General features: G+C 75.2%; 11 protein-coding genes. 6 read left to right on the top strand and 5 right to left on the bottom strand.

Annotated elements, in window-relative coordinates:
- Positions 1 to 106: 106 nt before the first annotated feature.
- Complete coding sequence (locus ACN9M0_RS19400) at positions 107 to 886, top strand: TetR/AcrR family transcriptional regulator (protein WP_399696329.1); 780 nt, start codon at positions 107 to 109, stop codon at positions 884 to 886.
- A gap of 254 nt (positions 887 to 1,140) precedes the next feature.
- The gene (locus ACN9M0_RS19395) at positions 1,141 to 3,216 is read left to right on the top strand and encodes a sigma-70 family RNA polymerase sigma factor (protein WP_426403955.1); all 2,076 of its coding nucleotides are present in this window, start codon (positions 1,141 to 1,143) and stop codon (positions 3,214 to 3,216) included.
- A 33-nt stretch (positions 3,217 to 3,249) separates the two neighbouring features.
- On the opposite strand, the gene ACN9M0_RS19390 is transcribed toward ACN9M0_RS19395, so the two are convergent.
- The 3 genes from ACN9M0_RS19390 to ACN9M0_RS19380 form a co-directional block, all read right to left on the bottom strand.
- A complete protein-coding gene (locus ACN9M0_RS19390; RefSeq protein ID WP_426403954.1) occupies positions 3,250 to 6,531 on the bottom strand; it encodes an ATP-binding protein in 3,282 nt (1,093 codons plus the stop codon).
- Positions 6,532 to 6,589: 58 nt separating this feature from the next.
- Complete coding sequence (locus ACN9M0_RS19385; RefSeq protein ID WP_426405315.1) at positions 6,590 to 7,189, bottom strand: Uma2 family endonuclease; 600 nt, start codon at positions 7,187 to 7,189, stop codon at positions 6,590 to 6,592.
- 124 nt (positions 7,190 to 7,313) lie between these two features.
- Positions 7,314 to 9,533, bottom strand: a complete 2,220-nt coding sequence (locus ACN9M0_RS19380) for an asparagine synthase-related protein (protein ID WP_426405314.1) — start codon at positions 9,531 to 9,533, stop codon at positions 7,314 to 7,316.
- A 562-nt stretch (positions 9,534 to 10,095) separates the two neighbouring features.
- Between ACN9M0_RS19380 and ACN9M0_RS19375 the strand changes: the two genes are divergently transcribed.
- The 4 genes from ACN9M0_RS19375 (at position 10,096) to ACN9M0_RS19360 (ending at position 15,354) form a co-directional block, all read left to right on the top strand.
- Positions 10,096 to 11,535 carry an MFS transporter gene (locus ACN9M0_RS19375; RefSeq protein ID WP_366037444.1) on the top strand — a complete coding sequence of 480 codons (1,440 nt, stop codon included), beginning with the start codon at positions 10,096 to 10,098 and terminating at the stop codon, positions 11,533 to 11,535.
- 106 nt (positions 11,536 to 11,641) lie between these two features.
- The gene (gene lhgO, locus ACN9M0_RS19370; RefSeq protein ID WP_366037445.1) at positions 11,642 to 12,826 is read left to right on the top strand and encodes an L-2-hydroxyglutarate oxidase; all 1,185 of its coding nucleotides are present in this window, start codon (positions 11,642 to 11,644) and stop codon (positions 12,824 to 12,826) included.
- Positions 12,827 to 13,174: 348 nt separating this feature from the next.
- Positions 13,175 to 13,969 carry a tRNA (guanosine(46)-N7)-methyltransferase TrmB gene (gene trmB, locus ACN9M0_RS19365; RefSeq protein WP_426403953.1) on the top strand — a complete coding sequence of 265 codons (795 nt, stop codon included), beginning with the start codon at positions 13,175 to 13,177 and terminating at the stop codon, positions 13,967 to 13,969.
- Between the two features lie 56 nt (positions 13,970 to 14,025).
- Positions 14,026 to 15,354: a PrsW family intramembrane metalloprotease gene (locus tag ACN9M0_RS19360; protein ID WP_399696325.1), complete on the top strand. Its 1,329-nt coding sequence runs from the start codon at positions 14,026 to 14,028 to the stop codon at positions 15,352 to 15,354.
- A gap of 6 nt (positions 15,355 to 15,360) precedes the next feature.
- Here the strand turns inward: ACN9M0_RS19360 and ACN9M0_RS19355 are convergent, their stop codons facing one another.
- Both ACN9M0_RS19355 and ACN9M0_RS19350 read right to left on the bottom strand, forming a co-directional pair.
- Positions 15,361 to 16,308, bottom strand: a complete 948-nt coding sequence (locus ACN9M0_RS19355) for an aldo/keto reductase (protein WP_426403952.1) — start codon at positions 16,306 to 16,308, stop codon at positions 15,361 to 15,363.
- A gap of 52 nt (positions 16,309 to 16,360) precedes the next feature.
- Positions 16,361 to 17,473, bottom strand: a complete 1,113-nt coding sequence (locus ACN9M0_RS19350) for a M23 family metallopeptidase (RefSeq protein WP_426403951.1) — start codon at positions 17,471 to 17,473, stop codon at positions 16,361 to 16,363.

Genomic DNA, 17,473 nt, shown 5'->3' with positions numbered 1-17,473 from the left:
GGGGTGTCGGATCGGAGCGCGCGTGGACCGAAGCGCTCGTCCGCCGGAAGCCCCGTGCCAGGGCGGGGAGTCTCCGGGGGGAGACATCATGAGCGGGGGAACGCTTATGCAGATTCAGGATTCACGGTGGCAGTCGGGCGCCGGAACGGTGACCGTCGACGACGGGCACGTCCCGGGGTCGACCGAGCTGCGCAACGGCACGCCGATGGTGGCGGGCGGCAGGGCCGCACCGCTGCGGGTGGACGCCCAGCGCAATCTGGAGCACGTGCTGCGGGCCGCGCGCGAGGTGTTCGGCGAGCTCGGCTACGGGGCTCCGATGGAGGACGTGGCACGCCGCGCCCGGGTCGGGGTCGGCACCGTCTACCGCCGCTTCCCCAGCAAGGACGTGCTGGTGCGGCGGATAGCCGAGGAGGAGACCTCCCGGCTGACCGAGCAGGCGCGGGCCGCGCTGGGGCAGGAGGAGGAGCCGTGGTCGGCGCTCTCCCGCTTCCTGCGGACCTCGGTGGCCTCCGGTGCGGGCCGTCTCCTTCCGCCGCAGGTGCTGCGGGTGGGCGTGGACGACTCCGGACTGCCGCTCGACGCGGACGAGGCGGCGCGGGTGCCGTACCAGCGGGGTGTCGCCGAGCAGGCCGACGCGCGTGTGGTCGCGCCGCGCGGTGTGCCCGCCGAGGAGCGGGACGACGCGGGGGCCTCGGAGCTCCTGGAGGTCGTCGGCCGGCTGGTCGACCGGGCGCGTGAGGCGGGTGAGCTGCGGACGGACGTGACCGTGGCGGACGTCCTCCTCGTCATCGCCACCGCCGCCCCGGCGCTGCCGGACGCGGTGCAGCAGGCGGCGGCCTCGGCGCGGCTCCTCGACATCCTTCTCGAGGGCCTGCGCTCCCGGTAGGTCGAGGGCCTGGGCTCCCGTTGGCTCGAGGGGCCTGCGCTCCCGTCAAGAGGCCTTCGGCCGGGTTCGTCCGGCCGTGCTTCTCGTGGTCCGGGCGGACCAATGAGCATGACACGAACGTGTGAGCGGTTACGCCCGGATACACGAAGTCGCCCCGGACGAGTGGTAAGTGGACGCGGCGCTTCGGCATGCCCTCGTGCTGTGGCAGGCTTGGCCAATATTTCGGGCTGAGCGCGCGTACGGGGGCTTCCGCGATGAGCGGTGACAGTCGGGACGAACCGCTGGGCAGCGGCGGCGCCGCGGAGACCGGGACCGGGGGGCTTCCCTCCCGGCAGGTGCCGAGCCAGGGCGGGCCGGGAGGTCACTCCGGCGCGTCCGCGTCCCCCGGACTTCCCGGCTCGCCCGCCGGGCCCGTCGAGCCGATAGACGCGAGCGTGCCGCAGCAGCGCGAGGGCAAGCCCGCCGGGCCGGGTGCCGGGGCCGGGGTCGCCGCGCGTGCGGCCGCCGGGACGGGACCGACCGGCAGCGGTGGCGTCGAGGACGGTGCCGACGGCGACGACGACACCGACGAGCCCGACACCGTACTCCCGCCGCCGCTCGAACTCCCGCCCTCCGACGCCGAGCTCGTCCAGCTCATGCGGGACGGCGACGGCTCCGCGTACGAGGAGCTGTTCCGCCGCCACTCCGAAGCCGTCCGCCGGTACGCCAGGACCTGCTGCCGGGACGCGCACACCGCCGACGACCTCACCGCCGAGGTGTTCGCCCGCACCCTCCAGGCGGTCCGGGGCGGGGCCGGGCCCGAGCAGGCCGTGCGCGCCTACCTCATGACCACCGTCCGACGGGTCGCCGCGAACTGGGCGCGGACCCAGAAGCGGGAGCACCTCGTCGAGGACTTCGCGGTGTTCGCCGCGGACGCCTCCCGCTCCTCCGAGGTCTCCGACCACGACACCATGGACCTCGGCGCGGACGTCCGCGCCATGCACGAGGCCGAGCAGTCCCTCGCCATGCAGGCCTTCCGCTCGCTGCCCGAGCGCTGGCAGGCCGTGCTGTGGCACACCACCGTCGAGGAGGAGTCCCCGAGCGAGGTCGCCCCGCTCTTCGGACTGACCGCCAACGCCACGGCCGTGCTCGCCAGCCGGGCCCGCGAGGGCCTCAAGCAGGCCTACCTCCAGGCCCACGTCAGCCAGTCGCTCACCGCGGGCGGCGACTGCGCCCGCTACGCGGACCGGCTCGGCGCCTACGCGCGCGGCGGCCTGCGGATGCGGGCCGAGCGCGGCCTGCGCAAGCACCTGGACGAATGCGCCAAGTGCCGGCTCGCCGCCGGTGAGCTGGCCCATGTGAACGCCGGGATCCCCGCGCTCCTGCCGGTCGCCGTCATCGGCTGGTTCGCCGCCGGGTACTCGCTCAAGGCCGCCGGTGTCGTTGCCGGCGGCACCGCCGCCGCGGCCGGTGCGGGCGCGGCGGCCGCCGCCTCCGGCGGCGCCGGAGGCGCCGCCTCGGGCGGTGCCGCCGCCGAGGGGCTCGGCGCGCCCGCGAAGGCCGGCATCGCGGCGGCCGTAGCGGTCGCCGCTGCCGCCGGGCTCGTCTGGGCCATGGCCGGCGACCCGCAGCCCGTCGCCGCGCCCAAGCCCACGCAGCCCGTCGTCACACCGATCGCGCCGCCCGAGCCCGCACCCCCGGCGAAGCCCTCCCCCAAGCCCGCGCCGCCCGCCCCGCCCGTCACCTCCGAGCCGCCGACGCCGCCGCCTCCCCCGAAGCCCAGCCCCAAGCCGACGCCGAAGCCCACGCCCCCGCCGGCTCCCGAGCCGAGCCCGAAGCCCACGCCGAAGCCGACGCCGACGCCGACCCCCGAGAAGCCCAAGCCCAAGCCGTCACCGCCACCCGCTCCGCCGTCCGTCTACCAGGTCAACGAGCTGCAGTACGGGATCTTCGGCGACGGCACCAAGCCCGAGGTGTCCCTCTCGGACAGCAGCTGGATGTGGCAGCGCAACGGCCTCTCCCTCGGCGGCACCCGGTACGCGCACGGGGTGAGCGTCCACGCGCCGTCCTCGCTGCTCGTCGACCTCAACCGGCAGTGCACGAGTTACGACGCGGTCGTCGGCATCGACGAGCTGAGCGCCCAGCTCGGCGTCGGCGGCGTCCGCTTCTCCGTCTACGGGGACGGGGAGCGGCTCTGGCGATCCGCCGTCGTCCGGGCGGGCGATCCGCCGGTCCCCGTGCACGTCGGCCTCGCCGGCCTCTCGACGATCCGGCTCGTGGTGGAGGAGCACACCCCGTTCGGCCGGGCCGCGGTCGCCGACTGGGCGGAGTCCCGGATCAGCTGCTCCTGACGGCCCTGCCGGCGCACGACGGGCGGGTCCGGATCAGCTGCTCCCGAGGGCCCTTTCGGCGCGCGGCGGGGCGAAGTGCTCGACGAGGTCGAGGACCTCGTCGAGGCCGAGTCCCACGCCGGCCGAGCGGGCAGCGGCCAGGCCGTCCTCGCCGAGTTCGGTGAGCGCCCGGGCCGTCACCGTCTCGACGTCCCGCAGCCCGGGAAGCGAGCGGGGCGTGCCCTTGCGCCAGCGGTCGGCGGCGGCCAGGACCCGTACGGAGAGCTCGGCCTCGCCCGCCTCGGACAGGACGACGGCGAGCCCCTCCCCCAGGCCGGTGGTGACGTAGTCCGCGCACTGCGCCTCCCGTGCCAGGCGGAGCGCGGCGACGGCCGTGCCGACCGCGGCGGCGCCCCCGCCCTCGGACGACTCGACGCGGGCGGCGAGCCCGGTCACCGCCGCCTCGAAGTGCGGCGGCGGGGTGCCGAGGGCGACGGTCCGGCCCGCCTCCTCCAGCTGGGCGCGGGCCTCCCTGACGTCGCCCCGGTAGAGGGCGAGGGAGGCGCGGAGGAAGCAGACGTACGTCTGGCTCTCCCGTACGTGATAGCGCTCGGCCTCCCGTGCGGCCTCGTCGAGGCCCTTGTCCGCGGCCTCCAGGTCGCCGGTGCGGTAGGCCAGTTCGGCCAGGCGGGCGAGGAGGAAGGGGGCCTCGGCGTGGGCGCCGACCTCGCGGGCGAGAGCGAGGGCCTCCTCGTACGCCTCGCCCGCGTCCGCGTGCCGGCCCCGCATCGTGTGGGCCTCGCCCGCCGCGCTCGCGATCTGGGCCCCCATCCAGCGGTCGCCGACGCGCCGGGCGATCTCGCGGAGTTCGGCCAGCGCCTCGTCGACCCCGGCCATGTCGCCCGGCATGTCGACGACCATGTGCGTACGGAACATGAGGCTGACGCCGATCTCCCAGTCGCCTCCGTGGCGCCGGCAGTTGTCGACGGCGATGTCGAGGAGGGCGCGGATCACGGCCGGCTCCTCGGTGAGGTACGCGGTGAACGGCCAGAGCAGACCGGGGAAACGGGCCGACTCGGGGCCGGGCTCCGTGCCGAACGCGTCCCGCACGCGCCGCACGAGCGCGAGGTTCTCCGGTTCCTTGTAGTCCCCCATCGTCTGGCTCTCGACCGCGAGGAAGAACTGCAGCATGCGCAGGTGCATCCGGGGCCAGTGGCGGGGGTCCGCGGGATCGTCCGGATCGTCGCCGAGGGCGACCGCGCGATCGACCCAGGCCAGGCCCTCGGGGCGGTAGTTGCGCAGCCACCAGAACCAGCCCATGGCGAAGACGAGCCGGAGGGCGGCGGCCTCGTCGGGTGGGGGTCCCCCCTGCTGGGGCGAAGCCGAGACCTTGGGGGCCCCGACGAGGGTGCGGTGGAGAGCGGCGCGGATGTTGTCGAGATCGCGCTCGAGCCGGTCGATCCAGGGAAGCTGCTCCGCCGAGCGGAGCCGGGGCTCGGCGGCCTCGGCGAGGGCGGTGAAGTGGGCGGTGTGGGTGGCCTCGGCGGCGGCGAGCAGGGCGGGGTCCTCGGCGGCGCGCTCGGTCGCGTACTCGTGGATGGTCTCCAGGAGCCGGTAGCGCATCTCGCCGCCCTCGGCGGGGCTGGCGACGACGAGGGACTTGTCGACCAGGGCGCCCAGGGCGTCGGCGGCGTGCGGGGAGAGGGCCTCGGCGGCGGCCAGGTCCCAGCCGCCCGCGAAGACCGACACCTGGCGGAGCAGGGTGCGCTCGGCCGGGTCGAGGAGGTCCCAGGACCAGTCGACGACGGCGCGGAGGGTCTGCTGGCGGGGCAGGACGGTCCGCGAGCCGGAAGTGAGGAGCAGGAACCGGTCGTCGAGGCGGTCGGCGATCTGGCGCGGGGTGAGGAGACGGAGCCGGGCGGCGGCCAGTTCGATGGCGAGCGGCAGGCCGTCGAGACGGCGGCAGATCTCGTCGACGGCCTCGCCGCCGTCGCGGGCGAGGTCGAAGGAGGGGCGCACGGTGCGGGCGCGCTCGGCGAAGAGCCGGTGGGCGGGGTCGGGCGGGAGGGGCTCGACGGGGCGGACCGACTCGCCGGGAACGCCGAGGGGTTCGCGGCTGGTGGCGAGGATGCGGAGCTGCGGGCAGTGGGTCAGCAGGGTCTCGGCGAGGGCGGCGGCCGCGTCGATCACGTGCTCGCAGTTGTCGAGGACGAGGAGCAGCGGGCGGCTGGCCAGGTGCTCGACCAGGTGGGCGGTGGGGTCGTCCTGGAGCGGCACCCCGTCGCGGGTGATCAGGTTGATCTCGCGGAGGCGGAGCGCGGAGAGGACGGCGCCGGGGAGGGCGTCGGGGTCGTCGAGCGGGGCGAGTTCGGCGATCCAGGCGGCGGGGCCGACGGCCCGGAGCGCGGCCTCCTCCGCGAGCCGCGTCTTGCCGGAACCGCCGGGGCCGGTGAGCGTGACGAGCCGGGAGCGGGTCAGGTCCGCGTGGAGCGCGGCGAGCTCGGGCTCCCGGCCGACGAAGGAGGTGAGCCGGGGCCGGATGTTGCCGGCCTCGGCGGATCGGTCGGGGGCGGCGGGCTCGGGCGCGGCCGGGGCCGGGGCGGGGATGGGAGCGGGGGCGGCTCCGGTGAGGAGTTCGTGGTGGAGGGCGGTGAGTTCGGGGCCCGGGTCGGCGCCGAGGGCCTCCGCGAGGGTACGGCGGGCCGACTCGTACGCGGTGAGGGCGTCGGCGTGACGGCCCTCCGCCCGCAGGGCGCGGATGAGATGGGCGCGGAAGGCCTCGTCGTACGGGTACGTGGTGGTGAGCTCGGTCAGCTCCGGTACGAGTCCGTCGGTGGCGCCCCGGCGCAGATCGGCCTCGACGCGCTGCCGGAGCGCCGCGAGCCGCTGCGCCTCGGGCCGGACGCCCGCCGGGTCGGGCAGGTCGGCGAGGGCGGGGCCCCGGAAGAGGCCGAGGGCCTCGCGGAGGAGGGCGGCGGCGGTCTCGGGGTCGCCGGCGTCGAGGCGGGCGGCGCCGTCCCCGACCCGGCGCTGGAAGACGTACAGGTCGATGTCGTCGGGACCGGCGACGAGCCGGTAGCCGGGGCCGGGGGTGGAGGCGACGGCCTCCCTGCCGAGGATCCGGCGGAGCCGTCCGACCAGGGCCTGGAGGGCGGCGGGGGCGTCCTGCGGCGGGTCGTCCCCGTACACGTCGTCGGCGAGCTCGCCGACGGAGACGGCCCGTCCGCCGCGCAGGGCGAGCGCGGCGAGCAGCGCGCGCAGCCGGGCGCCGCCGAGGGGAAGGGGGGTGCCGTCGGGACGAAGGGCCTCGGTGGTGCCGAGGATGAGATACCGCACCGGCCCATTGTGTCGGCTGGCACAGGCGTACGCCTCGGGGTTTACCCGGGTGCGTCCCTCAGAAGGCGCCGGTGTCCAGGTCGAAGCCGAGCGGCACGGGAAGCGGGACGACTGTCCCCAGCTTGTGGATGGACTTGTGGCCGTAGTCGTCCCCGAGGGGCTCGGAGCAGACGACGGCCTCGCCGGCCTCGCGGTCGATGAGCAGGTAGAGGGGGATGCCGGCGCGCGCGTAGGCCCGGATCTTCTGGACGCGGTCGCGGCTCGCGGTGGAGGAGGAGGAGGTCACCTCTGCGACGAGGAGGACGGGGTCGGGGGCGTGCCACTCGCTCTGGTCGTCGAAGCTGCCCTTGGGGGCGATGACGAGGTCCGGGATGACCCTGACCGCGTCGGTGGTACCGGGCAGGCTGAGACCGATGCCCGTGAAGTTGCGCAGCTCCCTGTCAACGCGACGGGCGATGACCTGCTCCACCACCTCGGTCACGATCTCCTCGTGCTCGCCATTGGCCGGAGGCACCACGTAGATCTCTCCTTCGATCAGCTCCACGCGCCAGCCCTTGGGGGCCAGCGCACTGAACAGCTCGAAGGTCTCTTGGGTACTTGCGCCCTCACGGTCGGGCAAACCCTCGGAGAACGCGTCCTCCGGCACCGGCGACGGCATAGCCATAGCGGACCTCCTTCGCTCGGGTGCGACGGCTTCAGCTTAGGTCCGGGCTCGGGGTCGAAGTCCGGGAAGCGTTCACTCGAACGAGCGTGCTGGGACGTTTCACCTGCCCGGCGGAGCCTCACGCCGGAAGTGACCGCGACGCCGGGATCAGCGGTCCCTGGACCGCGCGGTGGGCTCGGGGTTCGGTCGTGTTGGTCCAGCAGGAGCCCCGGCGGGCGAGGAGGCGGCCGAGCCAGAGTTCGGTGGAGACCAGGTCGGCGAGGCCGTCGAGGGGGACGGGGTCGCCGTCGGCCGCCGCGCGCAGCGCCTTGCGGACGACGCGGGCCTCGATCAGGCCCGCGTCCGCGAGGAGCGGCGCGTCGAAGAGGGCGAGGAGCTGCGGGAGCGCGGCGCGCAGCCCCGCGCGCGTGGCGGCGGCCGGGACGGCCGGGTGGGGAGCGCCCCAGCCCGGCGGGAGGTCGTGGATGCCGGCGCCGGAGAGGACCGTGCGCAGGACGCCGGCCCGGGCGTCCGGCTGGACCCGGAGCGATTCGGGGAGGTCGCGGCAGGCCCGTACGACCTGGTTGTCGAGGAAGGGGGCGTGCAGCCGCTGGCCCCGGATCTCCGCGGCCTGCTCCAGGACCCGGTGGTCGGCCGCCGCGCGGGCGAGGGCGGCGCGCGCGCGTGCCTCGCCGGGGCGCTGGACGGAGGTCGGAAGCGTCGCCGCCCGGTTCAGGCGAACCGATACTTCAGCCAGCGCCTCCCCCGTCAGCCAGCGTGCCGCCGGACCCGGCCGCGACCAGGCGAGGGCGGAGAGCGAGGCCTCCAGGGGGCCGAAGCCGTCCGGGGCCGTGCGGTTCGCCTCCAGGACCCGCCGGGCCGCCGCCTCCAGACCCGTCCGGTACGGGGTACGGGCCAGCTTCCGCGCCGCCCGGTAGACGGTCAGCGGCACCAGGAACGCCCCCGCCGACGGGCCCGAGGCCTTGGCGAGCGCCGTCACCGGACGCACCAGGGAGCGGCGCCTGCGATCCATCAGGAGGTCCGCGAGGCGCGCCGGGTGCGCGTCCAGGACCTGCTTCGCGCCCATGCCCGTGAAGTGGTCGGCGCTGCCGCCCACGAGCCGCCTGCGGTGCCGCTCCGCCGTGACCAGCGCGGGCCCCGGCTCGTCGGTGAGCGGCCCGTCGAGCGCCGCGTACGGGAGGGCCTCCTCGCCCGCCGCGACGACCACGTGGTGCAGCCGCGGGTCCGCGGCGATCTCCCGGGCCCGCTCCAGCTCCTTCTCGCGGCCCGAACCGGCCCTCGTCGCCAGGTCGTTGAACGTGACGGCGAGCAGCCGCTCCCCCGCGCCCGCGCCGTGTCCGGTGATCGTGCCCGGCACCCCAGGGAGGCCGGCCGCGAGCAGCGCGAGCGTGCCGGAGGCGCTGCCGCCGGACAGGTCCGCGCCGATGCCGGGCGCCGGGCCCGCGCCCCGGGCCGCGCGCCGGTCGGCCGGCCCCATGCCGGGGACCGGGCCCGGGTCGGGGAGCGGCACCTCGGGCGCGTGCCGGGGGGCGGTGAGCCGCGCCCGTACGGCTTCGATCAGGGCGTCCCGTACCCCTTCGACGGCCTGCCGGGGGTCGGACTCGGGCGCCGCGACGGCGAGCGAGGCCACCTGCTCGTACCCGGTGATCTCCCGCGAGCCCTCCCGCAGGATCAGCGCGTGGCCGGGCGGCACCCGCCTGACCCCCTCGTACGGGGTGGAGTCGCGCAGTGCCTCCGGGGTCTCGGGGCAGGCGAGGAGGGCGGCGAGATGGCCGATGTCGAGCTGGGCCTCGACGAGGTCGGCGAGCGGCAGGGCGGCGGTGGCGTACGCGGTGCCGCCCGCCCACGGGGTGTGGAACACCGGCCGGGCGCCCGCGAGATCACCGGTGACGGTGACCCGGCGGCCGGTCCTGGCGACGGCCGTGTAGCTGCCGGGCCAGGCCGTCAGATGCCGCAACGCGCCCCCGCGCGCGGTGAGCAGGCCGATCCGCAGCTCCTCGTCGCTCGCGGCGCAGCAGCCGAGCACGGCGATGCGGGTGTGGTCGTCGACGGCCAGCACGCGCACCTCGTCCGGGCGCCAGTCGCCGACCGCCCAGAGCGGATCGGGGCCGCCCCACAGGAGTTGTGCGCCCACCGGCTGCACCGTGCGCCCCTCGGCCGCGCGGTCGGGGGCGGGGGCGTATCCGGATGCGTAACCGGGGTCGTACGGGGAACCGGAGCCGTACGGGGAGCCGGAGTCATGTCCCGAGCCATAGGCGCCGTTCGCCGCCCCCGCCCGGGCCCCCGCGGTCGTTGCGAAGCTCGCGGCGACACTGCTCCAGCCCACCAGCCATCGCATCGGCGCCTCCACATCCGTTTCGGTGGAGGACATGCTGCCACGACAACGGCGCACGGGGCGGGGTCCGGGTGCACGCGCGCGAAAGGCGAATGCGCCCCTGGCATGGGCCAGTTGGTCCTCGACGCCACAACGGCGTCATTCGGCCAAATATCGATCCCCGCCGGAGGTTTCGGCGGGCGTCCGGACAGCGGGCCGGTCAACAGCGGCCCGGGAGGCGCTCCCGCCTCCCGGCGCCGTCCGCCGCCCGCGGGGAATGGGGCGGCGGTGTCCCCCAGCCCACTGGTCCGGGACACCGTTCCCGGCCGAGCGGGCCGACCCACGCGGTACTCATGGAAGCGCTCCCCCGCCGGCCGGACGAGAGCGCACGGCCGGGCGCACGGCCACACGGCAGGAGCACGAGCCGCGCCGCCGGCCCCGTCCGTCGCACGTTCACACAACAATCTCGCCATACGGAACACCGCCCCTTAACGGTAGGGATGCGGCGAACTACGCTGTGTTTACGAATGCCGCACGCCTATGCCCGGCGTCGTGGCGGCCGTCTGTGTTGTCGAGGGGTGGCGTCATGTCCAGGGAGCAACGCGGGCCGAACGAAAAGCTCGGCACGGTTCTCGCCCTCGCGGGAATCAGCAACGCCGGGCTCGCCCGGCGCGTCAACGACCTCGGCTCACAACGGGGACTGACGCTTCGTTACGACAAGACCTCGGTCGCCCGATGGGTGTCCAAGGGCATGGTGCCGCAGGGCGCCGCCCCGCACCTGATCGCCGCCGCGATCGGGCAGAAGCTGGGCCGGCCCGTGCCGCTGCACGAGATCGGGCTCGCGGACGCCGACCCGGCGCCCGAGGTGGGGCTCGCCTTCCCGCGCGACGTGGGCGAGGCGGTCCGCTCCGCCACCGACCTGTACCGCCTCGATCTCGCCGGGCGGCGGGCCGGGGGCGGCATCTGGCAGTCGCTCGCCGGATCCTTCGCCGTCAGCGCGTACGCGACGCCCGCGTCCCGCTGGCTGATAACCCCCGCCGACCCCTCGGTGGAGCGCGAGGCCGCGCGCCCCGGCACGGGAGCCGCCGCGGCGGCCGCTGCGGAGCACGCGCGCGTGGGCCACAGCGACGTCGCCAAGCTCCGCGAGGCCGCCGAGGACGCGCGCCGCTGGGACTCCAAGTACGGCGGCGGGGACTGGCGTTCCTCGATGGTGCCCGAGTGCTTACGCGTGGACGCGGCGCCGCTGCTGCTCGGCTCGTACTCGGACGAGGTCGGCCGGGCCCTGTTCGGCGCGACCGCCGAGCTCACCCGGCTCGCCGGCTGGATGGCCTTCGACACCGGGCAGCAGGAGGCCGCCCAGCGCTACTACATCCAGGCCCTGCGGCTCGCCCGCGCCGCCGCCGACGTGCCCCTCGGCGGCTACGTCCTCGCCTCCATGTCCCTCCAGGCCACCTACCGGGGCTTCGCCGACGAAGGCGTCGACCTCGCCCAGGCCGCCCTCGAACGGAACCGGGGGCTCGCCACCGCCCGCACCATGTCCTTCTTCCGGCTCGTCGAGGCCCGCGCGCACGCCAAGGCCGGCGACGGGGCCGCCGCCGCGGCCGCGCTCAAGTCCGCCGAGGGCTGGCTGGAGCGCTCGCGCGAGGGCGACGCGGACCCGACCTGGCTCGGCTTCTACTCGTACGACCGGTTCTGCGCGGACGCCGCCGAGTGCTACCGGGACCTGCGGATGCCGCGCGAGGTGCGGCGCTTCACCGAGCAGGCGCTGTCCCGGCCCACCGAGGAGTTCGTCCGCTCGCACGGGCTGCGGCTCGTCGTCTCCGCCGTCGCCGAGCTGGAGTCGGGCAACCTGGACGCGGCCTGCGCGGCGGGCACGCGCGCGGTGGAGGTGGCGGGCCGGATCTCCTCGGCGCGGACGACCGAGTACGTACGGGACCTGCTGCACCGGCTCGAACCGTACGGGGACGAGCCGCGCGTGATGGAACTGCGGGAGCGGGCGCGGCCGCTGCTGGTCGCTCCGGCGTGACGCGGGGCCCCGGCCCGGGCCCCGACGTGACACGCGTCCCACGGCGTGGGCGTTTAACGGCATTGTCAGTGGGCCAGTGCACTATCGGGGGTGGGAGGTGGCGCTGGTGTTTGACTGTGACGTGCTGGTGATCGGCGGCGGGATCGTCGGTCTGTCGACGGCGCACGCCCTGACGCGCGCCGCCCCCGGCACCCGGGTCACGGTCCTGGAGAAGGAGCACGCCCTCGCGCGCCACCAGACCGGGCGCAACAGCGGAGTGATCCACAGCGGGATCTACTACCGTCCGGGCTCGCTCAAGGCGCGGTTCGCGGTCGAGGGCGCGGCCGAAATGGTCAAATTCTGCGCGGAGTGGGGCATTCCGCACGAGGTGACGGGGAAGCTCGTCGTCGCCACCGCGCGCGAGGAGCTGCCCCGGCTGCACGCGCTCGTGCAGCGCGGCAGGGAGAACGGCATCCCCGTCCGCGAGCTCGGCCCGGCGCAGATCAGCGAGTACGAGCCGCGGGTGCGGGGGCTCGCCGCGATCCACGTCGGCACGACCGGGATCTGCGACTACGGGGCGGTGTCCGAGCGGCTCGCCGAGGCCTCCGGGGCCCGCATCCTGTACGGCGCGGAGGTCACCGTCATCGACCGGCGCCCCTGGGGCGTCGCCGTGCGCACGGCGGACGGCCGGGTGGTGCGGGCGCGGGTCCTGGTGAACTGCGCGGGGCTCCACTGCGACCGGATCGCGCGGCTCGCGGGCGACGACCCCGGCATGCGGATCGTCCCCTTCCGTGGGGAGTACTACGAGCTCGCCGACCCCTCGCTCGTGCGGGGCCTCGTCTATCCCGTACCGGACCCCGCCTTCCCCTTCCTCGGGGTGCACCTCACCCGGGGCATCGACGGCGGCGTCCACATCGGGCCGAACGCGGTCCCGGCGCTCGCGAAGGAGGGGTACGGCTGGTCCGTCGTCCGCCCCCGCGAACTGGGCGCCACCCTGGCGTGGCCCGGCTCGTGGGCCATCGCCCGCGCGCACTGGCGCTACGGCGCGGGCGAACTGCACCGGTCGCTCTCGAAGCGGGCCTTCACGGAGGCGGTGCGGCGGCTGCTCCCGATCGTCGAGGAGTCCGACCTGCGACGGGCCGCGCCGGGGGTGCGGGCGCAGGCCGTCCTGCGGGACGGGACGCTCGTCGACGACTTCCTGATCCGGGAGGCGCCGCGGACGGTCCACGTCCTGAACGCGCCGTCGCCGGCGGCGACGGCCTCACTCCCGATCGGCCGCGAGGTCGCCCGCCGGGCCCTGACGCAGCTGTAGCCCGCCCCCGCTGCTGTGGGCATACGTTCCGCAAGGGGGATGGGGGTCCCCCCTGCTCGAGCGGAGCCGAGAGCTTGGGGGAGGGTGGGCACAACAGAACGGCGCCCTTGCCGGCGCCAGAGGCTTCCGCGCCCTGACCCGCACCGGGTGCGCGCCGCACTCGTGGTGCGGGTCCAGGCTCGGGACGCGGAGGCGCCGCTGAAGGCGCCGTCCCGTGTGCCCACCCGTCCCGCCCCAGCGGGACGATCGCCCACACGGCGGGTGGGCGGGGCGCCGGCCAGCGGGCCTAGCCCCGCTCCGGGCGCAGCCCGCACGTGGTCGGGCGGGCGCCGTAGAATCGGTGGCATTGTGTCTGAGCAGATCGAGAACAGCCCGCAGCCCCTCGCCGACCCCGCCCAGCCCGTCGCGCGGCGGGGCAGTCGGATGTTCGCGCCCGGTGAAGGGCCCCTGCCCGATCCCGCCGGGGCCCACCACGAGCGGCGGATCCGGAGCTTCCAGCCGCGCCGCAGCCGCGTCACGTACGGCCAGGCCGAGGCCATGCTGAAGCGGTGGCCCGACTGGGGCCTCGACATCGACGGCAAGCGGGTCCTCGACCTGGGCGAGATGTTCGACGGGCTCCCGGTCGTCCTGGAGATCGGTTTCGGCATGGGCGAGGCGACCGCGCAGATGGCCGCCGCCGACCCCGGCACCGGCATCCTCGCCGTGGACGTGCACACGCCCGGTCAGGGCAATCTCCTCGGTCTCGCCGACCGGAACGGCCTGACCAACGTCCGCGTCGCCAACGGCGACGCGATCATCCTGCTCCGCGAGATGCTCGGCGACGCCTCCCTCGACGGCTGCCGGGTCTACTTCCCGGACCCGTGGCCCAAGGCCCGCCACCACAAGCGCCGGCTGATCCAGCCCGAGTTCCTCAGCCTCCTCGCGCCGCGCCTGAAGCCCGGGGCCGTACTGCACTGCGCCACGGACTGGGAGGAGTACGCCGAGCAGATGCTCGAGGTGCTCTCGGCGCATCCGGACTACGAGAACACGCAGGCCGACGGCGGGTACGCGCCCCGCCCCGACTTCCGGCCCCTCACCCGCTTCGAGGGGCAGGGCCTCGACAAGGGGCACGTCGTCCACGACCTCCTCTTCCGGAGGAAGTGACCGAGAGCCCGTTACTTCGTCGACCGTTGTCGGTCGGGGTCGTTAGGGTCGCTCACGTGTCGAATCCCGCCCCCGCCGGCATCGAGGCCGCTCCCGTCCCGCACCGGGACACCGAGGAGCCGGCCTTCCCCGCCGCCGCCGACCGATCCCAGTGGCGCTACCGGCCGCGCCGGGCCTTCTGGCGCAGTCGGCTGGTCCGCGCGATCGCCGTCGTGACCCTGCTCGCGCTCTGCGCCCTGGTCATCCTGGCGCTGGTCCGCGAGCAGACCGGCACGCAGGGCTTCCTCGTCGGCCTGGGCCTCGCCGTGCTTCCCGTACCGCTGCTCATGTCGGCGTTCCGCTGGCTCGACCGGGTCGAGCCGGGCCCCTGGAAGAACATGCTGTTCGCGTTCGCCTGGGGCGCCTTCGCCGCCGCGCTCGTCGCGATCCTGGCGAACTCCTTCGCGGTCCGCTGGATCGCGACGGCCACGGCCGACCCGGACTCGGCGGACACCCTCGGCGCCACGGTGATCGCGCCGGTGGTGGAGGAGAGCGCGAAGGCCGCGGCGGTCCTGCTGCTGTTCCTCTTCCGCAGGAGGAACTTCGGCGGTCTCGTCGACGGGGTCGTGGTCGCCGGTTTCACCGCGACCGGCTTCGCCTTCACCGAGAACATCCTCTACCTCGGCAACGCCTTCGGCGAGGACCAGGAGTTCGGCTCCTCCGGTCTCGGCTCGGTGACCGCCGCGACCTTCTTCGTACGGGTCGTGATGTCGCCGTTCGCGCATCCGCTGTTCACCGTGCTCACCGGCATCGGCTTCGGCTTCGCCGCCCTCGCGCCGCGCGGGAAGCGGCTGCGCCGGGTGCTGCTGCCGCTGGCCGGGCTGCTGCTCGCGATGAGCCTGCACGCCGCGTGGAACGGCTCCGCGACCTTCGGCGGCCCGCTGGCCTTCTACGCGGTGTACGGGGCGCTCATGGTCCCGGCCTTCGGCCTGCTGACCTGGCTGGCGGTGTGGAGCCGGCAGCGGGAGCTGCGCACGATATCCGGGGAGCTCCCGGCGTACGCGGCCGCCGGCTGGCTCGCGCCCACCGAGCCGCTCGCGCTGTCCTCGATGCGCGCCCGGCAGGTGGCCCGCTCGTTCGCCGCCCGGGCGTACGGCCCGCCGGCCGCGCGGGCGGTCGGCGAGTACGAGTCCTTCGCGACGACCCTCGCGTTCCTGCGGGACCGGGCCCGGCGCGGCACGGCGGGGCCCGATTTCCCGGCCCGGGAACAGGAGCTGCTGCACCACCTCTGGCAGCGCCGCGAGGTCGCGTCCCCGGCCCTCACGTACGCGGCGAGGGCGACGGGCCGGGCCTGGGCGCCGCCGCAGTACCTGGACTACGACGGCTACAACCCGTACCGGAGCTAACGCCGGCTAGACGGCGGAGGCCTCCGTGAGGAGGGTCAGCTCGGACTCCGTGAGGGTGAGGTCGGCGGCCGCGACCAGGGCGGGGAGCTGCTCGACCGTGCGGGCCGAGGCGATCGGCGCGGCGACGGTCGGCCGGGCGGCGAGCCAGGCGAGGGCGACGGTGGCGAGTTCGGCCCCGTGGGCCTCGGCGACCGTGTCGAGCGCGGAGAGCACGGCCCGGCCCCGCTCGGTGTCCAGGTGCCCGCCCGCTCCGGCGGCGCGGACGCTGTCGACGGTGGCGCCGGGGCGGTACTTGCCGGTGAGGAAGCCGGCCGCGAGCCCGTAGTACGGAACGGCCGAGAGTCCGGCCCCCTCGACGGTCTCCAGGAGCGGGCCCTCGTAGGTGTCGCGCGAGACCAGGTTGTAGTGCGGCTGGAGGGCGACGTACCGGGCGAGGCCCTCGGCCTCGGCGAAGTCGAGGGAGGCGCGCAGCCGCTCGGGGGAGATGTTGGAGGCGGCGACGGCCCGCACCTTGCCGTCCTTCACCAGCTGGTCGAGGGCGGTGACGATCTCCTCGACGGGGACGGACTCGTCGTCGAAGTGCGTGTAGTAGAGGTCGATGTGGTCGGTGCCGAGGCGGCGCAGGGACTCCTCGGCGCCCGCCTTGATGGTGGTGGCGGAGAGCCCCTTGAAGTGGGGGTGGGCGCCGACCTTGGTGGCGACGACGATGTCGGAGCGGTTGCCCCGGGAGGCGAGCCAGCGGCCTATGACGGTCTCGGACTCGCCGCCCTCGTTGCCCTCGGCCCACGCGGAGTAGACGTCCGCGGTGTCGACGAAGTTGCCGCCCGCGGCGGCGTAGGCGTCGAGGACGGCGAAGGACTGCGCCTCGTCCGCGGTCCAGCCGAAGACGTTGCCGCCCAGGGCGATCGGGAAGACGTGCAGGTCGGAAGAGCCCAGCGTGCGGAGAGAAGTCATGGGGTGATCAACGGTCTCCGCCGCCGGGCCTATTCCGCGCGTCGCCGGAAGGTCAGAGGCTCAGGCCCTTGGAGCGCAGCCAGGCCGCCGGGTCGATGCCGTCGCCGCCGGAGGTGTGGACCTCCATGTGGAGGTGGGCGCCGGTGACGTTGCCGGTGGCGCCGACGCGGCCGATGGTCTCGCCGGTGCCCACGGTCTGGCCGGCGCTGACCAGCATGGACGAGAGGTGGCAGTACCAGACCTCGGTGCCGTCCTCCAGCTCCAGGACGATCCGGTAGCCGTAGGAGCCGGACCAGCCCGCCGACTTGACGGTCGCGCCGTGGACCGCCTTGAGCGGGGTGCCCGTGGGGGCGGCGAAGTCGAGGCCGGTGTGGTAGCCGGAGGACCACATCGAGCCGGCCTGCATGTAGGTGGCGGTGAGGGTGTACGAGGAGACCGGCAGCGAGTAGCTGGCGGCGAGCTGGGCGAGCCGCTCGGCCTCGGCCTTCGCCGCGGCCTCCGCTTCGGCCTTCGCCTTGGCTTCCGCCTCGGCCTTCGCCTTCGCGTCGGCGGCCGCCTTCTCCGCCGCGGCCTCCTTGGCCTCGGCCTCGGCGGCGGCCTTCTCGGCCGCGGCCTTCTCCATGGCGGCCTTCTCGGCGGCGTCGGCGGAGGCCTGCTGCTGCTCGGCCTGCTGGAGGATGCGGGCGCGCAGGGCCTCGCCCGCGGCGGGGACGGCGGCGGTGGCCTGCTCGGCCTGTCCGGTCTGCTCGTCGGCCGCGGTGGTGTACGTGGCGGCGGTGAGCGGGTTCGGGTTGGCGCGGCCCGCGGTGACGGGCGCGTTGTCCTCCTCGCGAAGGAGGTCGCCGACGCCCGGGAGGTCGTGGGCGTCCGGCAGGTGCAGGTCCGGGAGATCCGGGAGGTCCGGCAGCGATATGGCCACCGGCGGCTTCTCCTGCGCGGTGGCGAGGCCGCCCGCGCCGACGGCCGCGATCACACCGACGCCGAGGACGGTGGAGGAGCGGGCGAAGTTGGAGCGCTGCTTGACGACCCGGTGCCGGCCGCCGGAGCGGCTCTCGGCGCGGAGGGAGCCCTCGGTGGGGTTCCACTCGGTGTCCGGGGCGGAGATACCCGCACCGCCACCGAATGCGTCGAAGGGGGCTTCGGGTGCGGGGGTGTTGGACGCCAC

The sequence above is a fragment of the Streptomyces sp. R-07 genome, from assembly GCF_049913175.1.
Lineage (GTDB): Bacteria > Actinomycetota > Actinomycetes > Streptomycetales > Streptomycetaceae > Streptomyces.
The sequence above is the reverse complement of the archived record's forward strand: the minus strand, read 5'-3'. Positions and strand labels throughout refer to the sequence as shown.